19 protein-coding genes are annotated in these 16,836 nt (G+C 47.3%); 4 read left to right on the plus strand and 15 right to left on the minus strand.

Features of this window, described 5'->3' with window-relative positions:
* Positions 1-82: 82 nt before the first annotated feature.
* On the minus strand, positions 83-940 hold the full coding sequence (gene fba, locus ACTNDI_RS12120) for a class II fructose-1,6-bisphosphate aldolase (RefSeq protein ID WP_441101240.1): 858 nt from the start codon (positions 938-940) through the stop codon (positions 83-85).
* A gap of 249 nt (positions 941-1,189) precedes the next feature.
* Here fba and ACTNDI_RS12125 point away from each other — a divergent pair, with 249 nt between their 5' ends.
* Positions 1,190-1,660 (plus strand): RbsD/FucU family protein, encoded by a 471-nt coding sequence (locus ACTNDI_RS12125; protein WP_441101241.1) that lies wholly within the window; start codon positions 1,190-1,192, stop codon positions 1,658-1,660.
* A 229-nt stretch (positions 1,661-1,889) separates the two neighbouring features.
* On the opposite strand, the gene ACTNDI_RS12130 is transcribed toward ACTNDI_RS12125, so the two are convergent.
* Together ACTNDI_RS12130 and ACTNDI_RS12135 are read right to left on the minus strand one after the other, a co-directional pair.
* Positions 1,890-3,188 carry a tetratricopeptide repeat protein gene (locus tag ACTNDI_RS12130; RefSeq protein WP_441101242.1) on the minus strand — a complete coding sequence of 433 codons (1,299 nt, stop codon included), beginning with the start codon at positions 3,186-3,188 and terminating at the stop codon, positions 1,890-1,892.
* A gap of 641 nt (positions 3,189-3,829) precedes the next feature.
* The gene (locus ACTNDI_RS12135; RefSeq protein WP_441101243.1) at positions 3,830-5,299 is read right to left on the minus strand and encodes a PucR family transcriptional regulator; all 1,470 of its coding nucleotides are present in this window, start codon (positions 5,297-5,299) and stop codon (positions 3,830-3,832) included.
* Positions 5,300-5,665: 366 nt separating this feature from the next.
* On the opposite strand from ACTNDI_RS12135, the gene ACTNDI_RS12140 reads away from it, so the two are divergent.
* The 3 genes from ACTNDI_RS12140 (at position 5,666) to ACTNDI_RS12150 (ending at position 8,044) form a co-directional block, all read left to right on the plus strand.
* Positions 5,666-6,664, plus strand: a complete 999-nt coding sequence (locus ACTNDI_RS12140) for a uroporphyrinogen decarboxylase family protein (protein ID WP_441101244.1) — start codon at positions 5,666-5,668, stop codon at positions 6,662-6,664.
* A 203-nt stretch (positions 6,665-6,867) separates the two neighbouring features.
* Positions 6,868-7,479 (plus strand): GTP-binding protein, encoded by a 612-nt coding sequence (locus tag ACTNDI_RS12145; protein ID WP_441101245.1) that lies wholly within the window; start codon positions 6,868-6,870, stop codon positions 7,477-7,479.
* A gap of 4 nt (positions 7,480-7,483) precedes the next feature.
* Complete coding sequence (locus tag ACTNDI_RS12150) at positions 7,484-8,044, plus strand: hypothetical protein (RefSeq protein ID WP_441101246.1); 561 nt, start codon at positions 7,484-7,486, stop codon at positions 8,042-8,044.
* A gap of 95 nt (positions 8,045-8,139) precedes the next feature.
* Here the strand turns inward: ACTNDI_RS12150 and ACTNDI_RS12155 are convergent, their stop codons facing one another.
* From ACTNDI_RS12155 to ACTNDI_RS12210, 12 genes are all read right to left on the minus strand, one after another.
* Positions 8,140-9,174, minus strand: coding sequence for a hypothetical protein (locus tag ACTNDI_RS12155; RefSeq protein ID WP_441101247.1), 1,035 nt, complete (start codon positions 9,172-9,174; stop codon positions 8,140-8,142).
* Between the two features lie 33 nt (positions 9,175-9,207).
* Positions 9,208-9,570, minus strand: a complete 363-nt coding sequence (crcB, locus tag ACTNDI_RS12160) for a fluoride efflux transporter CrcB (protein ID WP_441101248.1) — start codon at positions 9,568-9,570, stop codon at positions 9,208-9,210.
* 25 nt (positions 9,571-9,595) lie between these two features.
* Complete coding sequence (locus ACTNDI_RS12165) at positions 9,596-10,438, minus strand: DUF4230 domain-containing protein (RefSeq protein ID WP_441101249.1); 843 nt, start codon at positions 10,436-10,438, stop codon at positions 9,596-9,598.
* A 147-nt stretch (positions 10,439-10,585) separates the two neighbouring features.
* A complete protein-coding gene (locus tag ACTNDI_RS12170; protein WP_441101250.1) occupies positions 10,586-10,999 on the minus strand; it encodes a hypothetical protein in 414 nt (137 codons plus the stop codon).
* Between the two features lie 60 nt (positions 11,000-11,059).
* Positions 11,060-11,497 (minus strand): hypothetical protein, encoded by a 438-nt coding sequence (locus tag ACTNDI_RS12175; protein ID WP_441101251.1) that lies wholly within the window; start codon positions 11,495-11,497, stop codon positions 11,060-11,062.
* Positions 11,498-11,600: 103 nt separating this feature from the next.
* Complete coding sequence (locus ACTNDI_RS12180) at positions 11,601-12,155, minus strand: hypothetical protein (RefSeq protein WP_441101252.1); 555 nt, start codon at positions 12,153-12,155, stop codon at positions 11,601-11,603.
* The gene (locus ACTNDI_RS12185) at positions 12,145-12,807 is read right to left on the minus strand and encodes an ABC transporter ATP-binding protein (RefSeq protein ID WP_279199017.1); all 663 of its coding nucleotides are present in this window, start codon (positions 12,805-12,807) and stop codon (positions 12,145-12,147) included. Before ACTNDI_RS12185 ends, ACTNDI_RS12180 begins: the two co-directional genes overlap by 11 nt.
* On the minus strand, positions 12,800-13,657 hold the full coding sequence (locus ACTNDI_RS12190) for a hypothetical protein (protein WP_441101253.1): 858 nt from the start codon (positions 13,655-13,657) through the stop codon (positions 12,800-12,802). Before ACTNDI_RS12190 ends, ACTNDI_RS12185 begins: the two co-directional genes overlap by 8 nt.
* Positions 13,629-14,402: a hypothetical protein gene (locus ACTNDI_RS12195; protein WP_279199015.1), complete on the minus strand. Its 774-nt coding sequence runs from the start codon at positions 14,400-14,402 to the stop codon at positions 13,629-13,631. The genes ACTNDI_RS12190 and ACTNDI_RS12195 overlap by 29 nt, the downstream gene beginning before the upstream one ends.
* A 21-nt stretch (positions 14,403-14,423) precedes the next feature.
* Complete coding sequence (locus tag ACTNDI_RS12200) at positions 14,424-15,257, minus strand: hypothetical protein (protein WP_441101254.1); 834 nt, start codon at positions 15,255-15,257, stop codon at positions 14,424-14,426.
* A gap of 74 nt (positions 15,258-15,331) precedes the next feature.
* Positions 15,332-16,222: a hypothetical protein gene (locus ACTNDI_RS12205; RefSeq protein WP_279199013.1), complete on the minus strand. Its 891-nt coding sequence runs from the start codon at positions 16,220-16,222 to the stop codon at positions 15,332-15,334.
* A 9-nt stretch (positions 16,223-16,231) separates the two neighbouring features.
* Positions 16,232-16,642, minus strand: coding sequence for a DUF2712 domain-containing protein (locus ACTNDI_RS12210; RefSeq protein WP_441101255.1), 411 nt, complete (start codon positions 16,640-16,642; stop codon positions 16,232-16,234).
* Between the last annotated feature and the right edge of the window lie 194 nt (positions 16,643-16,836).

Raw genomic sequence — 16,836 nt, forward strand, 5'->3', positions numbered from 1 at the left:
TCGTCCGGATCAATTTCTCTGCGTTTTCAGCGCTCCTGTCTCATTTCGGATCCGTCCGGCCTCAGCTCTCTGCCTTGCCTTCTCAGTTCTCTGCTTTGCCGTCGCAGCCGCAGACCGTCATGCGGTACTTCACCTGCTCAACAACCGCCGCTCTTCCTGCTGCCTGATACTTCTTCGGATCGAATACGTCCGGATCCTCAGCGATGTATTTCTTGACAGCGTCTGTATATGCCTTGCGCAGCTCGGTCGCGAAGTTCACCTTGCAGATACCTCTCTCCACGCAGCTTCTCACCTGTTCATCCGTAAGTCCGGATGCTCCGTGCAGCACAAGCGGAACGTCAACCACCTCACGGATCTCTGCAAGCCGGTTCACATCCAGAACCGGTGTCCCCTTGTAGAAGCCGTGAGCAGTGCCGATGCCGACCGCCAGTGAGGAAATGCCCGTGCGCTCCGCGAATTCCTTCGCCTCCTGCGGATCCGTGTAGATATCGTCACCGGAAGATACCGTGTCGTCCTCCTTGCCGCCGACCTTTCCAAGCTCGGCCTCTGTCGGGATACCGACCGCTGCCGCCATATCTGCTACCTTCTTGCTGATCGCGATGTTCTCCTCGAAAGGAAGCTTTGATCCGTCGATCATGACAGAGGTGTACCCCGCGACAATGCACTTCACGGCCATATCAAAGCTCGGGCCATGATCCAGATGAATGCATACCGGCACACTGGCTGTCTCTGCGACCGCCTTCACCATATTCGCGAACATCTTCGGGGTGGCGTATTTCAGCGTGCCGCCGGTGGTCTGGATCATAACCGGTGCCTTCAGTTCCTCGGCTGCCTGAACGATTGCCTGTACCATCTCCATATTCTCAGCATTAAATGCGCCGACTGCGTAATGTCCCTTCTGTGCATCCAGAAGCATCTGTTTTGAAGTAACGAGTGACATGTAAGTTCCCTCCTTGTAATCATGCCCATTCGGAGGCCGTGAGATATGCTCCGGCAGACCGAATCGTTTCGGTTTTGGTTTCATTATAGGATGTCCCCACACCTCTGTCAATCACTTTTTCCGAATCGATTCGGTTTTAAGCGAAACGTTTCATTTTTCTATTGAATTGTGACAGAAAAAAAGATAAAATAAGTGTCAGCAGACTATATATGTGTGGTGTAAGACACCACGGAGAAAGGAGTTTTTATCATGTTAAAAAATGTACCGGCAATCCTGCCGCCCGAGCTTCTGAAGGTTATTTGTGAGATGGGCCATTCTGACCGTCTGGTAATCAGTGACGGAAACTTCCCGGTTCCGACCAAGGGAAAGAACGCGGTCATCGTCCGCATGGACGGTCACGGCGTACCTGAAATTCTTGACGCGATTCTGCAGCTCTTCCCGCTGGATCCCTATGTTGAGCATCCGGTAAATCTGATGGAAGTTATGCCCGGCGACAACGTCGAGACACCGATCTGGGATACCTACAAGGAAATCGTTGCGAAGTATGACAAGCGCGGAGCCGACGCCATCGGCACAATCGAGAGATTCAAGTTCTATGAGGAGACCGAGAAGACCGCTTACTGTGTCATCTCCACAGGCGAAACCGCTCTCTATGCAAACATCATGCTTCAGAAGGGCGTTGTGACACCGGATATGCAGCCGGCACCTTATCAGAAGTAAAATCCTGCCGGCTATACGCGACAGACGATATCGGGCAGTCATGCAGAACCTCTTCGGAACAGACTGCATGTCAGTAGAACAAACATAACCGACTGCATGTCAGTCATTAGAAAGGAGACCGCCGCACAGATTCAAATCTCTGTGCGGCGGTCTCCTTTTTCTCTGATGTCGGATGCCTTTCTACTGCCTGATTTTTCGAACGAAACAAGCATAGACTGCGTTTCCGTTGTCACTTCCCCTTCCCGCAGCAGTCCTTATACTTCTTTCCGGAACCGCAGGGGCAGGGCTCATTTCTTCCGATCTTTCTGGAGGTGCGCCGATAGGTTCCTCCGTTCCCAGCCTCCGGCGACTGCTTTTTCATCATTTCATGGTAGGAATCCGCAAGCCGTCCGCGCAGGTCATCCAGCCCAATATCATCCATGTCCGCGTATTTCTGTATATCCTGAAGGAGTTCCTTCTCAAAGGCGGCCGCATCATTACGGGCACGGCCGATCAGCTCCGCCACGATCAGATAGCTCTGCGGATAATGTGTCTGGAAATAGGAAATCTCATTCTCGTGCTGCGGCAGATACTGAATCATCTGCCAGCAGGCAATCCTCGCGTTAATCCGGATGCCGTTCGCCACATATTCGTCCGAGGAATTCTCCATCTCACCGATGTGCTGCTCCGAATAAATATTGTTCACAAAATCTTCCAGCAGAGGGGAAATCTCCCTGTCGTCACGCAGGCTATAGGACTCTGCGGCTAAATAGGCGCTCGTGATGGTTTCCTGGTATTTCCCCTGCATCACCCCGAGCCTGGATACGAAAGTGACAAATTCCACAAACGGATTCCGGAGCCATTTTTTCTCCAGCTCCATACTCATGACCACGATCAGATCCGCGAGATATTGCTGATAATCCGCCACATGCTCCGCATGTCTCAGAAAATCCTTGTAATCCTCGAGGTCCTTCAGGAACAGATCCTGATTCATGGACACTTCGAGTTCCAGTGCTCTCTGGAACACACCGTCCATCCATCTCTCGTTGGGCACGAATTTCTCCTTATCGTACTGGATAATGTCCTCCCGGAACGCCTCCAGTGCTTTTTTCTTCAGCCCCAGATTTTCCAGGCAGTCCCCATACGCGGAATAAACCATCGGTTCGTACTCTTTTAACGGAAGAATTTTACCGAACTCGGCAGCAGCCTCCCGGTATTTCTTCTGCGCATGGTATGATTTTGCCAGCTGGACGGCCGCCTTCTCAAAATCCGGATGTGCCTCGATCACCTCCCGGAAGATCCGCTCCGCATCCTCAAATCTGCTTTTTTCAAAAAGGCACACTCCATAAACCGTCTGCACATACGGATAATCCGGCTTCTTCTGCAGAATTTCCCGGCACATCTCCTCTGCCCTTTCGGAATCGCCGCCTCCGAAAACATCCAGCATCGCACGGACCTGTGGCCGCATATCCTCCGGCGCCTCTCTCACGTACTGCTCAAGTGTTTCCGCCACATTTTCATTTTTCACAGCTTTTACAATCTCTGCCATTGAACCATCCTCATTCTGATCATATTTTCGATATCATACATTTACTGTATAAGTCCAGTCGCAATGTTCTTGGCCCATGGGGAGCTTGCTCACCAGTGGGCAAGAACATTAGCGACGACAACAGGTATGAGCATGGAGCGTTGCAAAGCAACGCGGGAATGCGAATACCTGTTAGCGGCACGGAAGCTGCGAAGCAGCGAAGTGACGCGGGGACTTATACAGTGTGTGGCACGACTTATCGTATGGCCGTTTACTGTATAAGCTCTTCGAAAACGCAAACAGGATCGTCACGCGCGAAGCGTGTGTAAGAGACTGTATGCGATTTCGAAGGCAACAGGTATGAGCACGAAGTGACGCGCAAGCGGCACGGAAGTGCGAATATGCGCGGGCAGTGAGCCGCATCCGCTCACACAAAGTGTGAAGCGGTGGGGCGAACGCCGCGACAGACCGACGAAGTCGGTCACCTGTGGATTGCGGGAGTGCGAAGCACGGAGCAATCCGTAGCTTATACAGTTTGTAGCACGACTTATCGTATAGTCGTTACTGTCTGACAACATTTTAACGCAAAACCGGGTGTGCTGCCACCTGAAAAAAACTGCTCTGCCGCCTTAAAACCCGAAAGCACTTTTCCCCCGTTCTGCCTACGTATCTGCCTCCTGATCCGGGTACATAAGAAACGACACCATAATTGCCATTCTCTCCTGCGTGTCATTAAGGTCTACCTTGTATTTGTCTTCAATTCTTCTAATCCGGTACAGCAGGGTATTCTTGTGAATATGAAGGCGCTCCGAAGCCCTGACAAGGCTTCTCTCCTCCTGCAGGTATACCTGCAGTGTATGAAAATACTCCGTATGATTTCTCCGATCTGCAGAACGGAGCTGCTTCAGAACCGGATGTTCCAGATCAATGGACACATTTTTTCGCAAAATATTCTGCAGATAGTAAACGACACACTCCCGGCAAAACATGACACGCCGCCCGTTCCGCTCCCCGTAACGCATCGCGATATCTGCCTGTTCAAAATACTGTCGAAGCTTCATCACATCCTGAAACGGATAACTGATTCCCATATACAGGTCAACCGGTTTCAGATACCGGGTCAGGTCCTGCAGAAAGCGGGAGAACTGCAGATGCGTCGCATTTACGACCATCATCAGGCCTTTATCGACCTGGAGCACATAGCAATCGGAATAAAGCTGTGAAATCTGATGAATCAGCCTCTCATACACCAGTTCACTTCCAGCACTCACCTGAAACCGGAGGACCCGTTTACTGTCCTCATCCTTCCAGCCGATTCTCCGGAAGAACTGATACACCGTATCGCTTTTCATCACCGGATCCTGCCGCAGCAGCCTCAGAAAGACCGCATTCTGCTCCGGAGCCTCCAGGACGATTCCATTTCGATCCCACCAACGCAGAATCTGAGCATTAAATACATGGAAAACCTGCCGTGCCGCCTCTCCGCCTTCCGTCCGGCCAAGTGTCACAAAGCTGAAGCCCCAGAAAAAGCCGTTGATAAAAATATTCTGAACAAGAGAATTCTTTTTCAGTATTGGTTCCTGAAAATAATACGAGTTTCGATTCGTGAGATTGGACTGCAGGCTTTTTACCACAGGGACTACATGATCCAGAGGCATTCCTTCCTCTATCCGCAGCTGGTCAGCATACTCAGCCGGAACTGTTTTTTCGATGTACTGCCTTCCCGCAATACTTTTCAGGATAAATCCGCTGTTCATCACAACTACCATTTCCTGAAAAATATTCGCCGCCTCCTGCGTAATATCCTGCAGCGAACAGTGAGCATCAATCAGATCCCTCACATGAAGATCCCACTCCAGATACCTGTCGATGGTGTACTGCACCTTTTCGTAGATTTCCTCCATACTCCCGCAATCTACAACCAGATAATCATTTCTGTTGACACAGATCACCCTGTTCTTCATGGTCGGGATAAAATCCTCGGAAGGGCAGATATAGACCGTGTGCGGGCTGACATTGTCGCCCCTGAACAAAAGCGAAACATTACGGATACTCATCTCACCGCCTGAAATATGGCTGTCGATTGCATATTCCTTCAGATTGTCCCGAATGATCCACATGCTAAGATACATCTCGAATATTTCCTCCGTTCTCGGCCCTGACACCCGTCTCACCTGTCCAGAAAAACTGCCGCCTCTCTCGTCACACTTCCCCCGCCTTCGGTCCTGACACCCGTCTCATCTGTCAGACATCTTGTGATCATATAACAGGTATCTGTGCTTATTATAGCATATTTATGTGTTTTTAGCCCATATTCAACTGCTCCCTCAATGCATACAATAAAACCTATACGATGCATCACGCTATACACTGTATCAGTTGCCGATCGCTCCGTGCCTTGCACTCGCGCAATCCAACACCGTACAGATCTGCCATGATGCTGAAAACAAGAACACTCCGGAAAATTCTGAGAACGTAAAAAAAGGAGGAACCTACACATGTTATCACCAAAAGAGAACTACAGACAGATTTTCCTGCACAAGCCGGTGGAATACACACCCTGCACCCTTACAGACGGGGCAATCTTCGGATTCGGAGCAAAAAACGGTCCCTGGTTTGAAAAAGGCCCAGAGGGCGGTGGCTACGACGGATTCGGTGTCCGCTGGGTCACCCCTGACTCGGGCAATAATGCAGCCATCCCCGCTCCCGGTGAATTCATTCTCGATGACATTACCGAATGGAAAAAGGTGAAATTCCCGGATCTGGACAATTACGACTGGGAAGATGAGGCTAGAAAAGACCTCTCCGGAATAAACCGTGACAATGTGCTCGTTGAGTTCGGCGTAGGAAACGGTGTATACGAGCGGCTCGCCGCTCTGATGGGTTTTGAAGAGGCACTGATCTCCCTTGCCATGGAGCCTGAAGCCTGTATGGAATTTTTTGACAAAGTCTCCGATTATCAGTGCGAATACATCGATTATATCGTCAAGTATTATCATCCGGACATCATCAATTACTATGACGACATCGCAACACAGCGAAACCTGTTTATGTCGCCTGCTACTTACCGGGAACTGATCAAACCCTTCCACAAGAAGGTAATGCAGCATATTCATGAAAAAGGATGCTACACCATGCAGCATACCTGCGGTCATGCTGAATCTGTTATCGAGGATATGATTGATATCGGCGTGGACTGCTGGGTATCTGTACAGCCCTGCAACGACATTCAGAATCTGATCCGGCAATATGGAGACCAAATCTCCTTTGCAGGCGGTATGGACACAAACGGCGCAGTCGCCGGTGAAGGCGCGACCCCGGAAATGATTCGCGCCGAGGCCAGACGTGTCGTTGACGAATACGGAAAATACCATAAAGCTTTCGCCCTGTTCGGTTTCTTCCTGAATCATGATCCGAAAGCTCTCGGCCAGAACTTCGGCATTCTGTTTGACGAATTCATGCCATACCGGATGACCAGATGCAACAGCCTGACATAAGCAAAGTGCATCACGGCCGGAATTTCATTAGAAGTTCCCGATCAGCCAGGCCTTAAATCAAACGCAGGCAAAATATATCAATTCCGGCATTCCATAAGAATCCTTGAAATTCTTGATCAGACAGCAGTTACAGATGTCACTTACCCACAAACTAATCTAAGGGCAGTGGGTTTCTGCCCACAGCAAACGAAAGGCTTTTATAGATGAAAATCATAATCCTCGGCGGCTTTCTCGGGGCCGGGAAAACCACCGTCCTGCTTCAATACGCGCGCAGCTTGATCTCACACAGCACGCAGAACGGCAATCCTGTCGTCATCCTTGAGAATGAGATCAGTGAAGCCGGCGTTGACAATCAGCTTTTGTCACGCAATCATTTTCTCGTAAAAAATATCTTCTCAGGATGCATCTGCTGTACCAGCTCTGCGCAGCTGGAGCAATCCGTCCGGGAAATCGAACGAAACTACTCGCCGGAATATCTCCTGATCGAATCAACTGGGATGGCATATCCCGACAGCGTCCGCCGCACCCTCAGAGATGCCGGCAGCTGGGATACGGGAATCGTTGCGCTTGTCGACTGTAAAAGATGGCACAAAGTGAAATGTGCCATGCCTGACTTTGTCACCAGCCAGCTGAAGGATGCATCTGTCATACTCGCCAACAAGATCGATAAGGTCAATGAAAATGAGCAAAGAGAAGTCATTGCCGACGTCAGCCGCTATAACTCCAGTGCCCGCGTCTTCCCGATCAGTGCCATAAAAAAACAGCCCGATGAGCTGTGGACGAAGATCACAGCTCTGTGCCTGGAAAAGGGGTGATTTTATGCCGAAAAATGACAGAAACGTAAATACAGAAGATCCAGTGACGGAAATCGATAACATTCCAGATAACGATCGCTGCCTGACGAAAGCCGGAAACCAGCCGTACCGGCAGGAACAAAATCATCCGGACCCTCATCATTCGGATCAGCAAAATCCGAATCAGCGCTGTATGGATCCTCACCATTGGGATCATCACCATCACGATCAAAAGAGTGACCCTTCACTTCCCCTGGTCGATGTAGATATTCTGGACAATGCTGTAATCGGCACGGTCAAGTGCAAAATCCCCGGAGAATATGAAGCGGCAAAGAAGAAGCTTGCAGAAGCCATGCAGAAAACCGCCAGGGATGTAGAATCCTCTGGCGGACTTATCGGGCACATCAAAGCATTTCTCAGACAAGAATGCAGAACCTGCACGATTTCGATCACCGAAGCCGGCGATATGCAGGAAAAAGAAGATGAGAACCCGTCACTATACGTTGACAATGCAGCAATTGTCTTTGGCATCTCAGCCACAGAATTGGAGAAGATCCTGAGACACTGCTTTGCCGCATGGCTCTGAAAAAATGAGTTGTTCTGAAGAAGTACTGCTCGTAATGCGCTGCTTCGCCGCATGGCTCTGAAAAAAAGTTTTCCTGCTCTGAAAAAGCGCTTTTCTTACTTCCCGACGTCCACCCGGCTCACGCACTTCACGCCGAGCCTCACCACGTTGACGTCTGAGAAATTATACTCCGCGTACCGGTATATACACGGAATCTTGTATTCTTCACCGGTCTGCGCACTATAGGCGACCAGCGTCGTACGGATCTGATCCATATCGCAGAGGTTCTTCAGCATGCCATACTGACACTTCAGAAGAGCCGTGCCTTCCGGCATCAGCTCTGCCTCCACATACCGCCCGGAACCGAGATCTCCAATTCTCCGGGAGAGATAATACAAACTGTAGCGGTACTTCTGACACTGGCCGTCAATCTCACGGATCTCCTCCGCCGTAATATCCGCATTATTAAGAGGAACTGTGAAACTGATCTCCGTTTTCCTGTTCTTTGGATACGTGCGTACTGCCTCCGCACGAAGAGCATCTGTCTTCATCTTGATATCATGGTACTGTGTCTCCGTGGCATTTTTCACGAGATCCGCAAGGAAAAGCTCCAGTCTCAGGCGATCCTGATCCCCTTCCTTCTCCTGCTCCAGCATCTTCCGGTACTCCGTCTCATAACCGGGGTGAATCCGCTCCATGACCTCCTCATCAAAGCAGATTTTACCCTCCTGTGAAACGGGAGATGTCCTTAGAAGCCCGTTCCTGTCTTCCCTCTCTCTCTCCTGATCCGCCGTCATCTCCGAAGATACGGCTCTCTCTTCCGTTCTTTCGGGAAACGTCTCCAGGTGATACCGGCGCAGATATTCCTTAACATTTCTGAAATTCATACCGCTGTAGTCACAGCAGTTGATCCGGTCCAGATCGTTTTCCATCGCACCATTCATCTGTTCCGCAATACACTTCTCTGTTCTTCGCTCCCGAAAAGACTCCAGGAAGGAATTCCGTTTTCTTCTTTTTTCTTCCGCCATAAAAGCAACCTTTATCCATAATATGATTGTAAACGATTCTCCAATTGCCAGGTTCTCCAATTCCCGGACTCTCCACCATTCGGACTCTCCGATATCCAGAATCCCAATGTGTGACCTTCCCACGGTCCAGGAGACCTGCAGCCTGGCTTGTACACATTATATCATCAGAGCGAGCTTCCTTCCGCAATAAATGCCGAACAGGCAGCAGGCAACACTCAGCACGATATAAGTTCCTCCTGCAAAGTACGCCCTTTTCTCCAGCAGCCGGAACGCCTCCAGCGAAAAAGTTGAGAAAGTGGTGAATCCCCCGCACACTCCTGTCTTCCAGAACAGTACCGCATTTTGCGATACGCCCTCTTTTCCGGAAGCTACACCGACCACAAAGCCGATCAGAACGGCGCCGGCGATATTCGTAAGAAGCGTCAATACCGGAAAATCTGTCTTCACCGGAATCAGACTGATCGCATACCTTCCGACAGCACCAAGCGCGCCTCCCAGTGCGACAAACAAAAAGCCCATTTTTCAGATCCTCCTGTCCACATAATTAAGAAGTGCTCACAGAAGAGCCCGCCGCGGAAACAGCGTTCTCTGTATCCTCATCCTGAAAATCAATTTTAACCTTATAAGCAGGCGATATTTCTTCCACTACTGGTTCATATGTTTCATATGCCTGCATTTTTGCAAAGGAATCCGCCTGTTTCATGGCATCCTCTGTACTCAGACTATCTCTGAGTTTTTCAACTGCCTCTGTCTCAAAGCTCTTGCTTTCCTCTGCATTCATTTTGATGTCGCCGAATGCCAGCCAGCCTCTGCTGGTATCGCCGACCTCTGTCTTCTCCGGGTCAAAGACAACCGAATGTAATTCAGCTCTTGGAATCTTAATTGTGATCTGATATTTTTCCTCATCAAGCGAGATGTCCTTCGCCGTGATATCGGTCAGGTCAATGGTATACTCTCCGGTTCCATGAATCGTCAGAATCTGCGACTTATTGAAAATAGCCCAGTTCATGAATCCAGTATTCGTAATCGTTGTATTCACGGAAGCGTCCCTCTCTTCCACAATCAGGAGCTGTTTCTTCTTTGCAAGGCCGAGAATCGGTTTTTCGAAATCAACAGCCTTAAACCCGAAAATACCATGGTTTTCCAGCGTAAGATCGTGATCCTCTACAGGCTTCACCTGTTCATGGTTTACCCGCCAGGATGAATACACCTTCACCCCAAAGACACATGCCAGGACCAGGACGATCAGAAACAGAACTCCCCTGACCCCGATTCCCCTTCTTCTGCCTGGGCCGCCGTATCTCTTAAAGGCACGCGCAACTGACTCATCCACCGCGTCGGAAACGACCGTTTTCAATTCTTCATTGTTTGTATGAATCTCACTCATCTGCAAATCCTTTCACAGCAAGTACTTTGTAACTTTCCGTACGTCATCATCTCAAGCGGAAAAATACCACCTGTGCGCTCTTTTGATTGCGGTGCAGAATAGTCACATACATTTTATAACAAATCCCTTTTATCGCAAATCTCTTTCTCAAAAGTTTGTAAAGGAAAAAGCCGCAAACCCCCATTCTTTAAGGATTTGCGGCTTTTCCACCTGCGCCTTGTCATAACCTCTTTCAGCGCCCTTATTCTCAATCACATCACTATAATTACACATATCATTCACCTCCTGCACAATTTCTTCGGTGATCTCAATCTTAAAATCTTTTTCCATTCGCATGAGCTTTTCTTCAGGCTGTATTATAGTGGAAAGGATCGTAATCAGCATCTCATGTAGTTTCGTGGCTTTATTTCCGGCCTTTTCCAGCTCATCATCCTTTGGCAGCCGGATCATGACCACACGCATTAGGTCTATTCTCGGATCTCCATCATAACTGCCATATAGATTTTCACCAGTAACCCCATACTGTGTAATTGTATTCGCCCACTTCTGAGGACAGTTCATTACAATCCAGATAGAATAAACTTTCTGTAAATTCTCATAATGATCTCTCTTGACATTGCGTCACATTTGCTCAGAAATCAATCGGCAACAGTACGCAATACCCCGCGTTTCAAGATAATAAGAACGGTAAGGTGTTCCCTGTGCTTCAATATTGATGATCAACGTATACTCCGCCGGAGTCTTTCCTTTCGGAGATTTTGCGAAGAACCTCACATCATAAGTGACCGTATTTTCGCCCAGTTCCGCACTCTCCTGAGGCATCCCTGTAATCATATCATTAGTTGTGCCAGGATACACAGGGATTGACGCAACCGAGGGATTTTCAATCAGTTCTTCTATTTCTTGTCTGTTAAGACCTTCAAATTCTGAGACGGTATACTGCAAAATCCATGCAAGCACTGGCTTCTCAGCCAGTATCTTCTTGATTGCAGTATCCAGTTTAGCTTTGTAACCAGCGGTTACAAGAGTCTGTCCCAGTGTGTTCAGTCTTTTTCCCACAGGAACACTCCTCCTTATGATTCAAGAGTAACATCAGGATCCTGACTGGTCAATGCCAGGATATAAATCATAAGTTGCCGATAGCTTTCCCTTGATTGCTTTATTAAAGATCCAGCTCCAGTCTCTGTCTTTCCGGATAGTATTCACTGCAGGAAATCCAGAATTTTTCCTTTTCTATAGATTTCCATTGCGCATCCGTAAACGAAATGCTATGGATAACATAATACAAATCACTTTCTGCTTCTCCCCCCACGGGAATCGTGATATTGATACCAGAGGTACCAGTACTGTCACCTGATGAAAGGAATTCCAGCGATACGCCTTGGGAATACCCGGTTGTCGACATGTAAAATTCAGACAGGTCAACTGTCTCCTCGCTGCTTCCCATATTCGCAAATAAGAGGTGCGCATGTATGACGCGATAATCTCCCTGTCCATTCGGATTGATCTGGTCACTCTTCCAATTCTGCGGCATATATTCAGAATCTTCTACTTTGATTGTGACGGAATCATTGAAGGAGAGCGCTTCCCCTTCAGGCACACTGTTTAGCGCAGTCTCTGCATGTGCACGGTTTACATTACGATATCCAATTCCGAAGGTGACCGTAAGTGCAGCCAGAACAGAGAGAATCAAGGATACTTTTACTTTATTTTTCACCTGTTATCCTTCCCTCCTCCATACAGTAGACCTTATCAGCTGCATTTCCTAAGTCAGCCAGATCATGCGATGCCACAATAATCAGCGCGCCTCTCTCCTTCTCCTCCTGTATCAGCCTCCAGAAATTCTCTGTACTTTTCTGGTCCAGTGCGTTTGTCGGTTCATCCAGGAGTATCAGGTCCGGCTTTTCCATGATGGCGGCAGCGATTCCCACCTTCTGCTTCATGCCGAGGGAGCATTGTCTGAATTTCTTGTTGCGGTTGTCAAACATCCCCACCCGCTTTAAAACCGCTTCAATTTCGTCCTTTCCTATGACACCGCGGATTTCAGCCAGGCTTTCCAGATTATCCATAACCGTGTAGTTATTCAGAAATCCGGGCGATTCAATTAATACGCCGCAGCTTTCGGGAAATGAATGTCTGCGGTCCAGCTTTTTCCCGTCTATGATCACCTCGCCTTCACTTGGAAGCACCAGCCCGCAGAGAACGCGAAGCAGCATGGATTTTCCGCACCCATTTTTACCCTGCAGTCCGCAGATACAGCCTTTGTCCAGAGAAAAGCTGATATCCTGAAGGATTTCAACACCCTTAATCATTTTTGAAACATGCTCCACCTGAAGATAACCCATACGTGCTCCTTTATTTTTATCCATGAACGATAAAATCTTTTTTCTGAATGTATTGATATGCAATTACAATAGACAGAAAGGCAGCTGCGGAAGCAGCAATACCTGATATCCCCAGACGCACGTGTCCGTCAAGTCCTGGCTGTAAACGTGTCCACATCGTGGCGTTCAGGAAAAGGACGTCATTCATCCAGGCAACAGTCAAGACCAATAAGATAACCAGACTGATGAAACCATACAGGCATCCGGAAATTTCAGAAACCAGGAACTGGATCATGCCGGCTGCAATCAGAGAAATAAGAAGCATCCAGCAAAACCCGGGAAAACAGCTGCGGAAAATCTGCTGCGAAATATCTGTCTGTGTCAGGGCACCCTGTACTTCCTCATGGACCTGTAATCCGGCGTTTCCCGAACCGGCACAGCCTGCCAGATATAAAGCCAGTATTGCAGCTATCGCATAAACAAACGCATCCAGCAGTATCCAGCAGATGATCCTTCCACTCCACGCCAGCCTGGAAGGATACCGGATGATTCTGCCCTTCATAGCCAGTCTGAATTCCTCCGATAAGCGAAGGCATAAAATCAGGACAAACCCAAGGTAATATGCGAACCAGAATATCGGTACATTAAAGGGCGGGCCGTCCTGCACAAGATATGGCGGCAGGTTTCCCTTGAAGAAAAACAGCATCAGGTCTCCTGCCGACCAGGCGATCCGGCTCTGTCTGTACTGTTCTATGTTCGAAAGATTTGTCTGGAACAGAAGGAAAGCAAACAGGACAAGCCCGAAAGCTGTCAGCAGCAGACACAGCTCATGCTTCGTCCACGTTACAACCCTGATATGCTTTTTCCTATTTCTGGAAATAATCCCTGTGTTCAAAGAAAGACCTTCCTGCCTGTATCATGATAAAGGCACCAATAGAGCATAACGCCACTGTCAGAAGATACCATTGTGCATTCTTAACAAAACCATACCGGATATTGATCAGGTCAAAAAATACAGGAACCTGGCATCTGGATTCGACCACCCCGATACCTATAAATAAAAGCATGCACCAGACACTGCCAAGCCTGTTCCACGAACAGATATCCTGCAGGATGAAAATCAGCAGGTATTTCATGAACAGACAATAGCATGCAAAAAGGAAAACCCACCCGGTTTCAATATGCACTACGGAAAATGTCTCCGCATAAAAAAAGCTGGAATCCGAAAACCAGTTATTTGCCGGAATTGAAAAAATCCCCGCTATAAGAAACGTTCCTGCAATCTGGACCACAGCCAGGTAGACCGCAAACAAGGCAGAGGACTTCATCATATTATCAAAAATCTCTTTCCTTGTTCTCAAACGGACAATGGACTGCGCATGATATGTCTTTACATGAATCGCCCAGTTGGCAAGTGCAGCCGCAGGAACGATAACAATGCCCATGGAAACACTGTCCTGGAATTTACGCATAAGGTCCAGAAAACATATATCAAGCCGGTAAAAATCACACAACCTCCGAAACACAAGAAAAACACCCAAAATTGCGATCAGAATCCAGATGGCAGGCAGTCCAAGGACCAGAATGCCTCTGCAACATTTCTTATGTTTATAGGCATCGCTTTTTCCCATATCAGACATTCACTTCTATCCTCAGAACAATTACTGTACGTCCTCTTTCATGCCCTTCTTTATGAAAATGAAAAAAAACAAAACAAGAGCCGCTGCTATGGCCAGTCCGGCATAAAGAGGGTGTACCGTTGATCCATACCCCGCCATGGAAAAATAAATTGGTGAAAAATCATACATACCCGTCACACTGCAAAGGATATGCCAGATCAGCTGTAAAAAGAACGGAATAATAATCACTACAACCAGATAATCTGAAAGAAAACAGCACAGCAGTGCTATTCCGGCATAAAATCCGCCAATCAATCCATCAAACAGAATAAATAGCAATAAGTAAACGGTCGGATGAGAGAAATACAGCTGATAACCCGGGGTTGTTATTGAGATGCCATTTCCAAATATTGAACTCGGCAATAAATTTGGAAGCAGGACAAGTGAAAACAGGTAATTCATCAATAATGGCAGCATCGTAATAATTGCCCCGGCTATGATACTGCCGCAAAATTTGGTTTGAAGATATTTTCTTCTGTCAACCCTGACCAGTATTGATTTGAGGTACCCTGCATGCAGATCCTCAAAAAAAGTGATCGCATAGGGCATGGAAGCAATAATCGGTAATAACATAAAGAACAAAAACGCTTCTACCGAAGTGCCACTTCCGATCATGCACTTTACCGATGCTGTGTTGGGCTGCAGAGAACGCAATTTTTCATAAAAAAGCGTATGATTCGCAAGAGATGCAGGGACCTGCTCCCTGAAAATCTGCGTCAACGCAATGCAGGCGCCAGTCAGAAGGCCTACCCAGGTCCCGCTGTTCTTCATACTTCTTTTTATACCGATAAGAAATAAACTTTCTGACTGGTACACCCTGCACGCTCCTCTCTCATAAAGGCATTTTCATATAGCACGCTTATCATTCGTTCAGAACTGATGATAAATACTCAGTTTAAAACAACATAGCCATTTAAATCACGACTGCCTCCCACAGTACCGGAAGGATTAATTTCCAGCCAGAGCAGATGGTTATTCACACACTCATCCGGAGGAAGGAATACAATCTTCTTTTCAATCGTTTCTCCTGAAGGGATACTTTCCTGAAAGTATGATTTTGAAAAACCTCTGTCATCCGATACTGCAATCACTTCACCTGTGTAATTCGAACTCATTCCAACTCTAAGCCACAAATCCCCCCAGAGAAGGCCATCGTAATCTTTCTTGGAATCATTGGTCACACTGATATCGACGATAAGACATGAATATCCATTTAAGATATTTCCCTGATCATCTACTTCTGCAATACCATAATTTGCAATTTTTTCACGTGCATTTGCTGAAAGTGTGTCCGGCAGTTTTTTCTGGACCTCAAACGCGGGATTAACATTAAAAGTCAGGGGTTCAGAATAAGCATTATAGTAATCCTCTTCCGTATTCACTGCTATGGTATCAGCAAAATCGAACTTTACAGTTATATCTTCTCCTGCGCTTACACAACTATTCGGATTGATCTTTCTTCCCCTTGCATGCAGATAATTAATCAGGCCTTCCTTTCCCGTATATATCTCGGTACTGGAAGATATCTCCCCATCAGATGAGGATTTCTGATCCGGATTCTCAGCACTCGCAGAGGCTCCTGAAGAGGATACCTGATCACTATTCTGATCGTTTTCATCAACCGACACACTTACGGATGTTTGATTTTCTGCAGCATATGGGTCTGCATCAGCTCCATTGCCGCTATAAACAGGACGGCTCAAATTAAAATACCGGAAAACCAGAAGTCCTGAAATAATGGCAATGGCGGCGATAATAACAGATAACAGTTTGTGTTTCATACTTGATCCTCAGACACTATCAGGACTCCATTTTCCTGAAACAGTAGCAGACGGCACTGAAGTAATGTATAGATAGCAATCTCGTTTTCCACTTTCATAAACATAATTCGGCAAGTATCTGCTGGTTCCAGGGGCAACATAATAAGAGCTCCCATTTGCAGTATAGTTAATGCCCTGACTTCGCACCTGAACATTCACCCCCACAGGGCCATAGTGATAAATGTATGCAGACGTTGCGTCTGTTTTATCCCGTGTATGAGTTGCAAAACCATAAGATCCAGTATATCCACTATAATCCCTGTCCTCGCAGTTATTTGCAAAAACAGTCTTACCGCATAAAACAACAAACAACATTGTTAAAACAATACAAACAATTATTTTTGATCTTTTTGATAATTTGAAAATCTGTTCGCTTCTCATATAGTTCTCTTTAAAAAAATACCGGTTACATGGGGTAAGTAGAGAGATAACATGTTTTCAAAGAGATGAGCATGCTTGCATTGGATAACGTATAATAAGTTTCGCAAATTCAATTGAATAAAAATAGACATAGTCTATTGCCATCGGTAAAATTAAGTTACCACACAAAATCCACCAAGGAGGCAATGACTATG

Origin of the sequence: Bilifractor sp. HCP3S3_D3 (assembly GCF_052063915.1) — a bacterium.
Lineage (GTDB): Bacteria > Bacillota > Clostridia > Lachnospirales > Lachnospiraceae > Bilifractor.

What these genes read in the sequence shown, in the direction of transcription:
- fba (WP_441101240.1), bottom strand. Translation starts at nt 940, where the DNA reads ATGTCACTCGTTACTTCAAAACAGATGCTTCTGGATGCACAGAAGGGA.
- ACTNDI_RS12125 (WP_441101241.1), top strand. Translation starts at nt 1,190, where the DNA reads ATGTTAAAAAATGTACCGGCAATCCTGCCGCCCGAGCTTCTGAAGGTT.
- ACTNDI_RS12130 (WP_441101242.1), bottom strand. Translation starts at nt 3,188, where the DNA reads ATGGCAGAGATTGTAAAAGCTGTGAAAAATGAAAATGTGGCGGAAACA.
- ACTNDI_RS12135 (WP_441101243.1), bottom strand. Translation starts at nt 5,299, where the DNA reads ATGTATCTTAGCATGTGGATCATTCGGGACAATCTGAAGGAATATGCA.
- ACTNDI_RS12140 (WP_441101244.1), top strand. Translation starts at nt 5,666, where the DNA reads ATGTTATCACCAAAAGAGAACTACAGACAGATTTTCCTGCACAAGCCG.
- ACTNDI_RS12145 (WP_441101245.1), top strand. Translation starts at nt 6,868, where the DNA reads ATGAAAATCATAATCCTCGGCGGCTTTCTCGGGGCCGGGAAAACCACC.
- ACTNDI_RS12150 (WP_441101246.1), top strand. Translation starts at nt 7,484, where the DNA reads ATGCCGAAAAATGACAGAAACGTAAATACAGAAGATCCAGTGACGGAA.
- crcB (WP_441101248.1), bottom strand. Translation starts at nt 9,570, where the DNA reads ATGGGCTTTTTGTTTGTCGCACTGGGAGGCGCGCTTGGTGCTGTCGGA.
- ACTNDI_RS12165 (WP_441101249.1), bottom strand. Translation starts at nt 10,438, where the DNA reads ATGAGTGAGATTCATACAAACAATGAAGAATTGAAAACGGTCGTTTCC.
- ACTNDI_RS12170 (WP_441101250.1), bottom strand. Translation starts at nt 10,999, where the DNA reads ATGAACTGTCCTCAGAAGTGGGCGAATACAATTACACAGTATGGGGTT.
- ACTNDI_RS12185 (WP_279199017.1), bottom strand. Translation starts at nt 12,807, where the DNA reads ATGGATAAAAATAAAGGAGCACGTATGGGTTATCTTCAGGTGGAGCAT.
- ACTNDI_RS12195 (WP_279199015.1), bottom strand. Translation starts at nt 14,402, where the DNA reads ATGTCTGATATGGGAAAAAGCGATGCCTATAAACATAAGAAATGTTGC.
- ACTNDI_RS12205 (WP_279199013.1), bottom strand. Translation starts at nt 16,222, where the DNA reads ATGAAACACAAACTGTTATCTGTTATTATCGCCGCCATTGCCATTATT.
- ACTNDI_RS12210 (WP_441101255.1), bottom strand. Translation starts at nt 16,642, where the DNA reads ATGAGAAGCGAACAGATTTTCAAATTATCAAAAAGATCAAAAATAATT.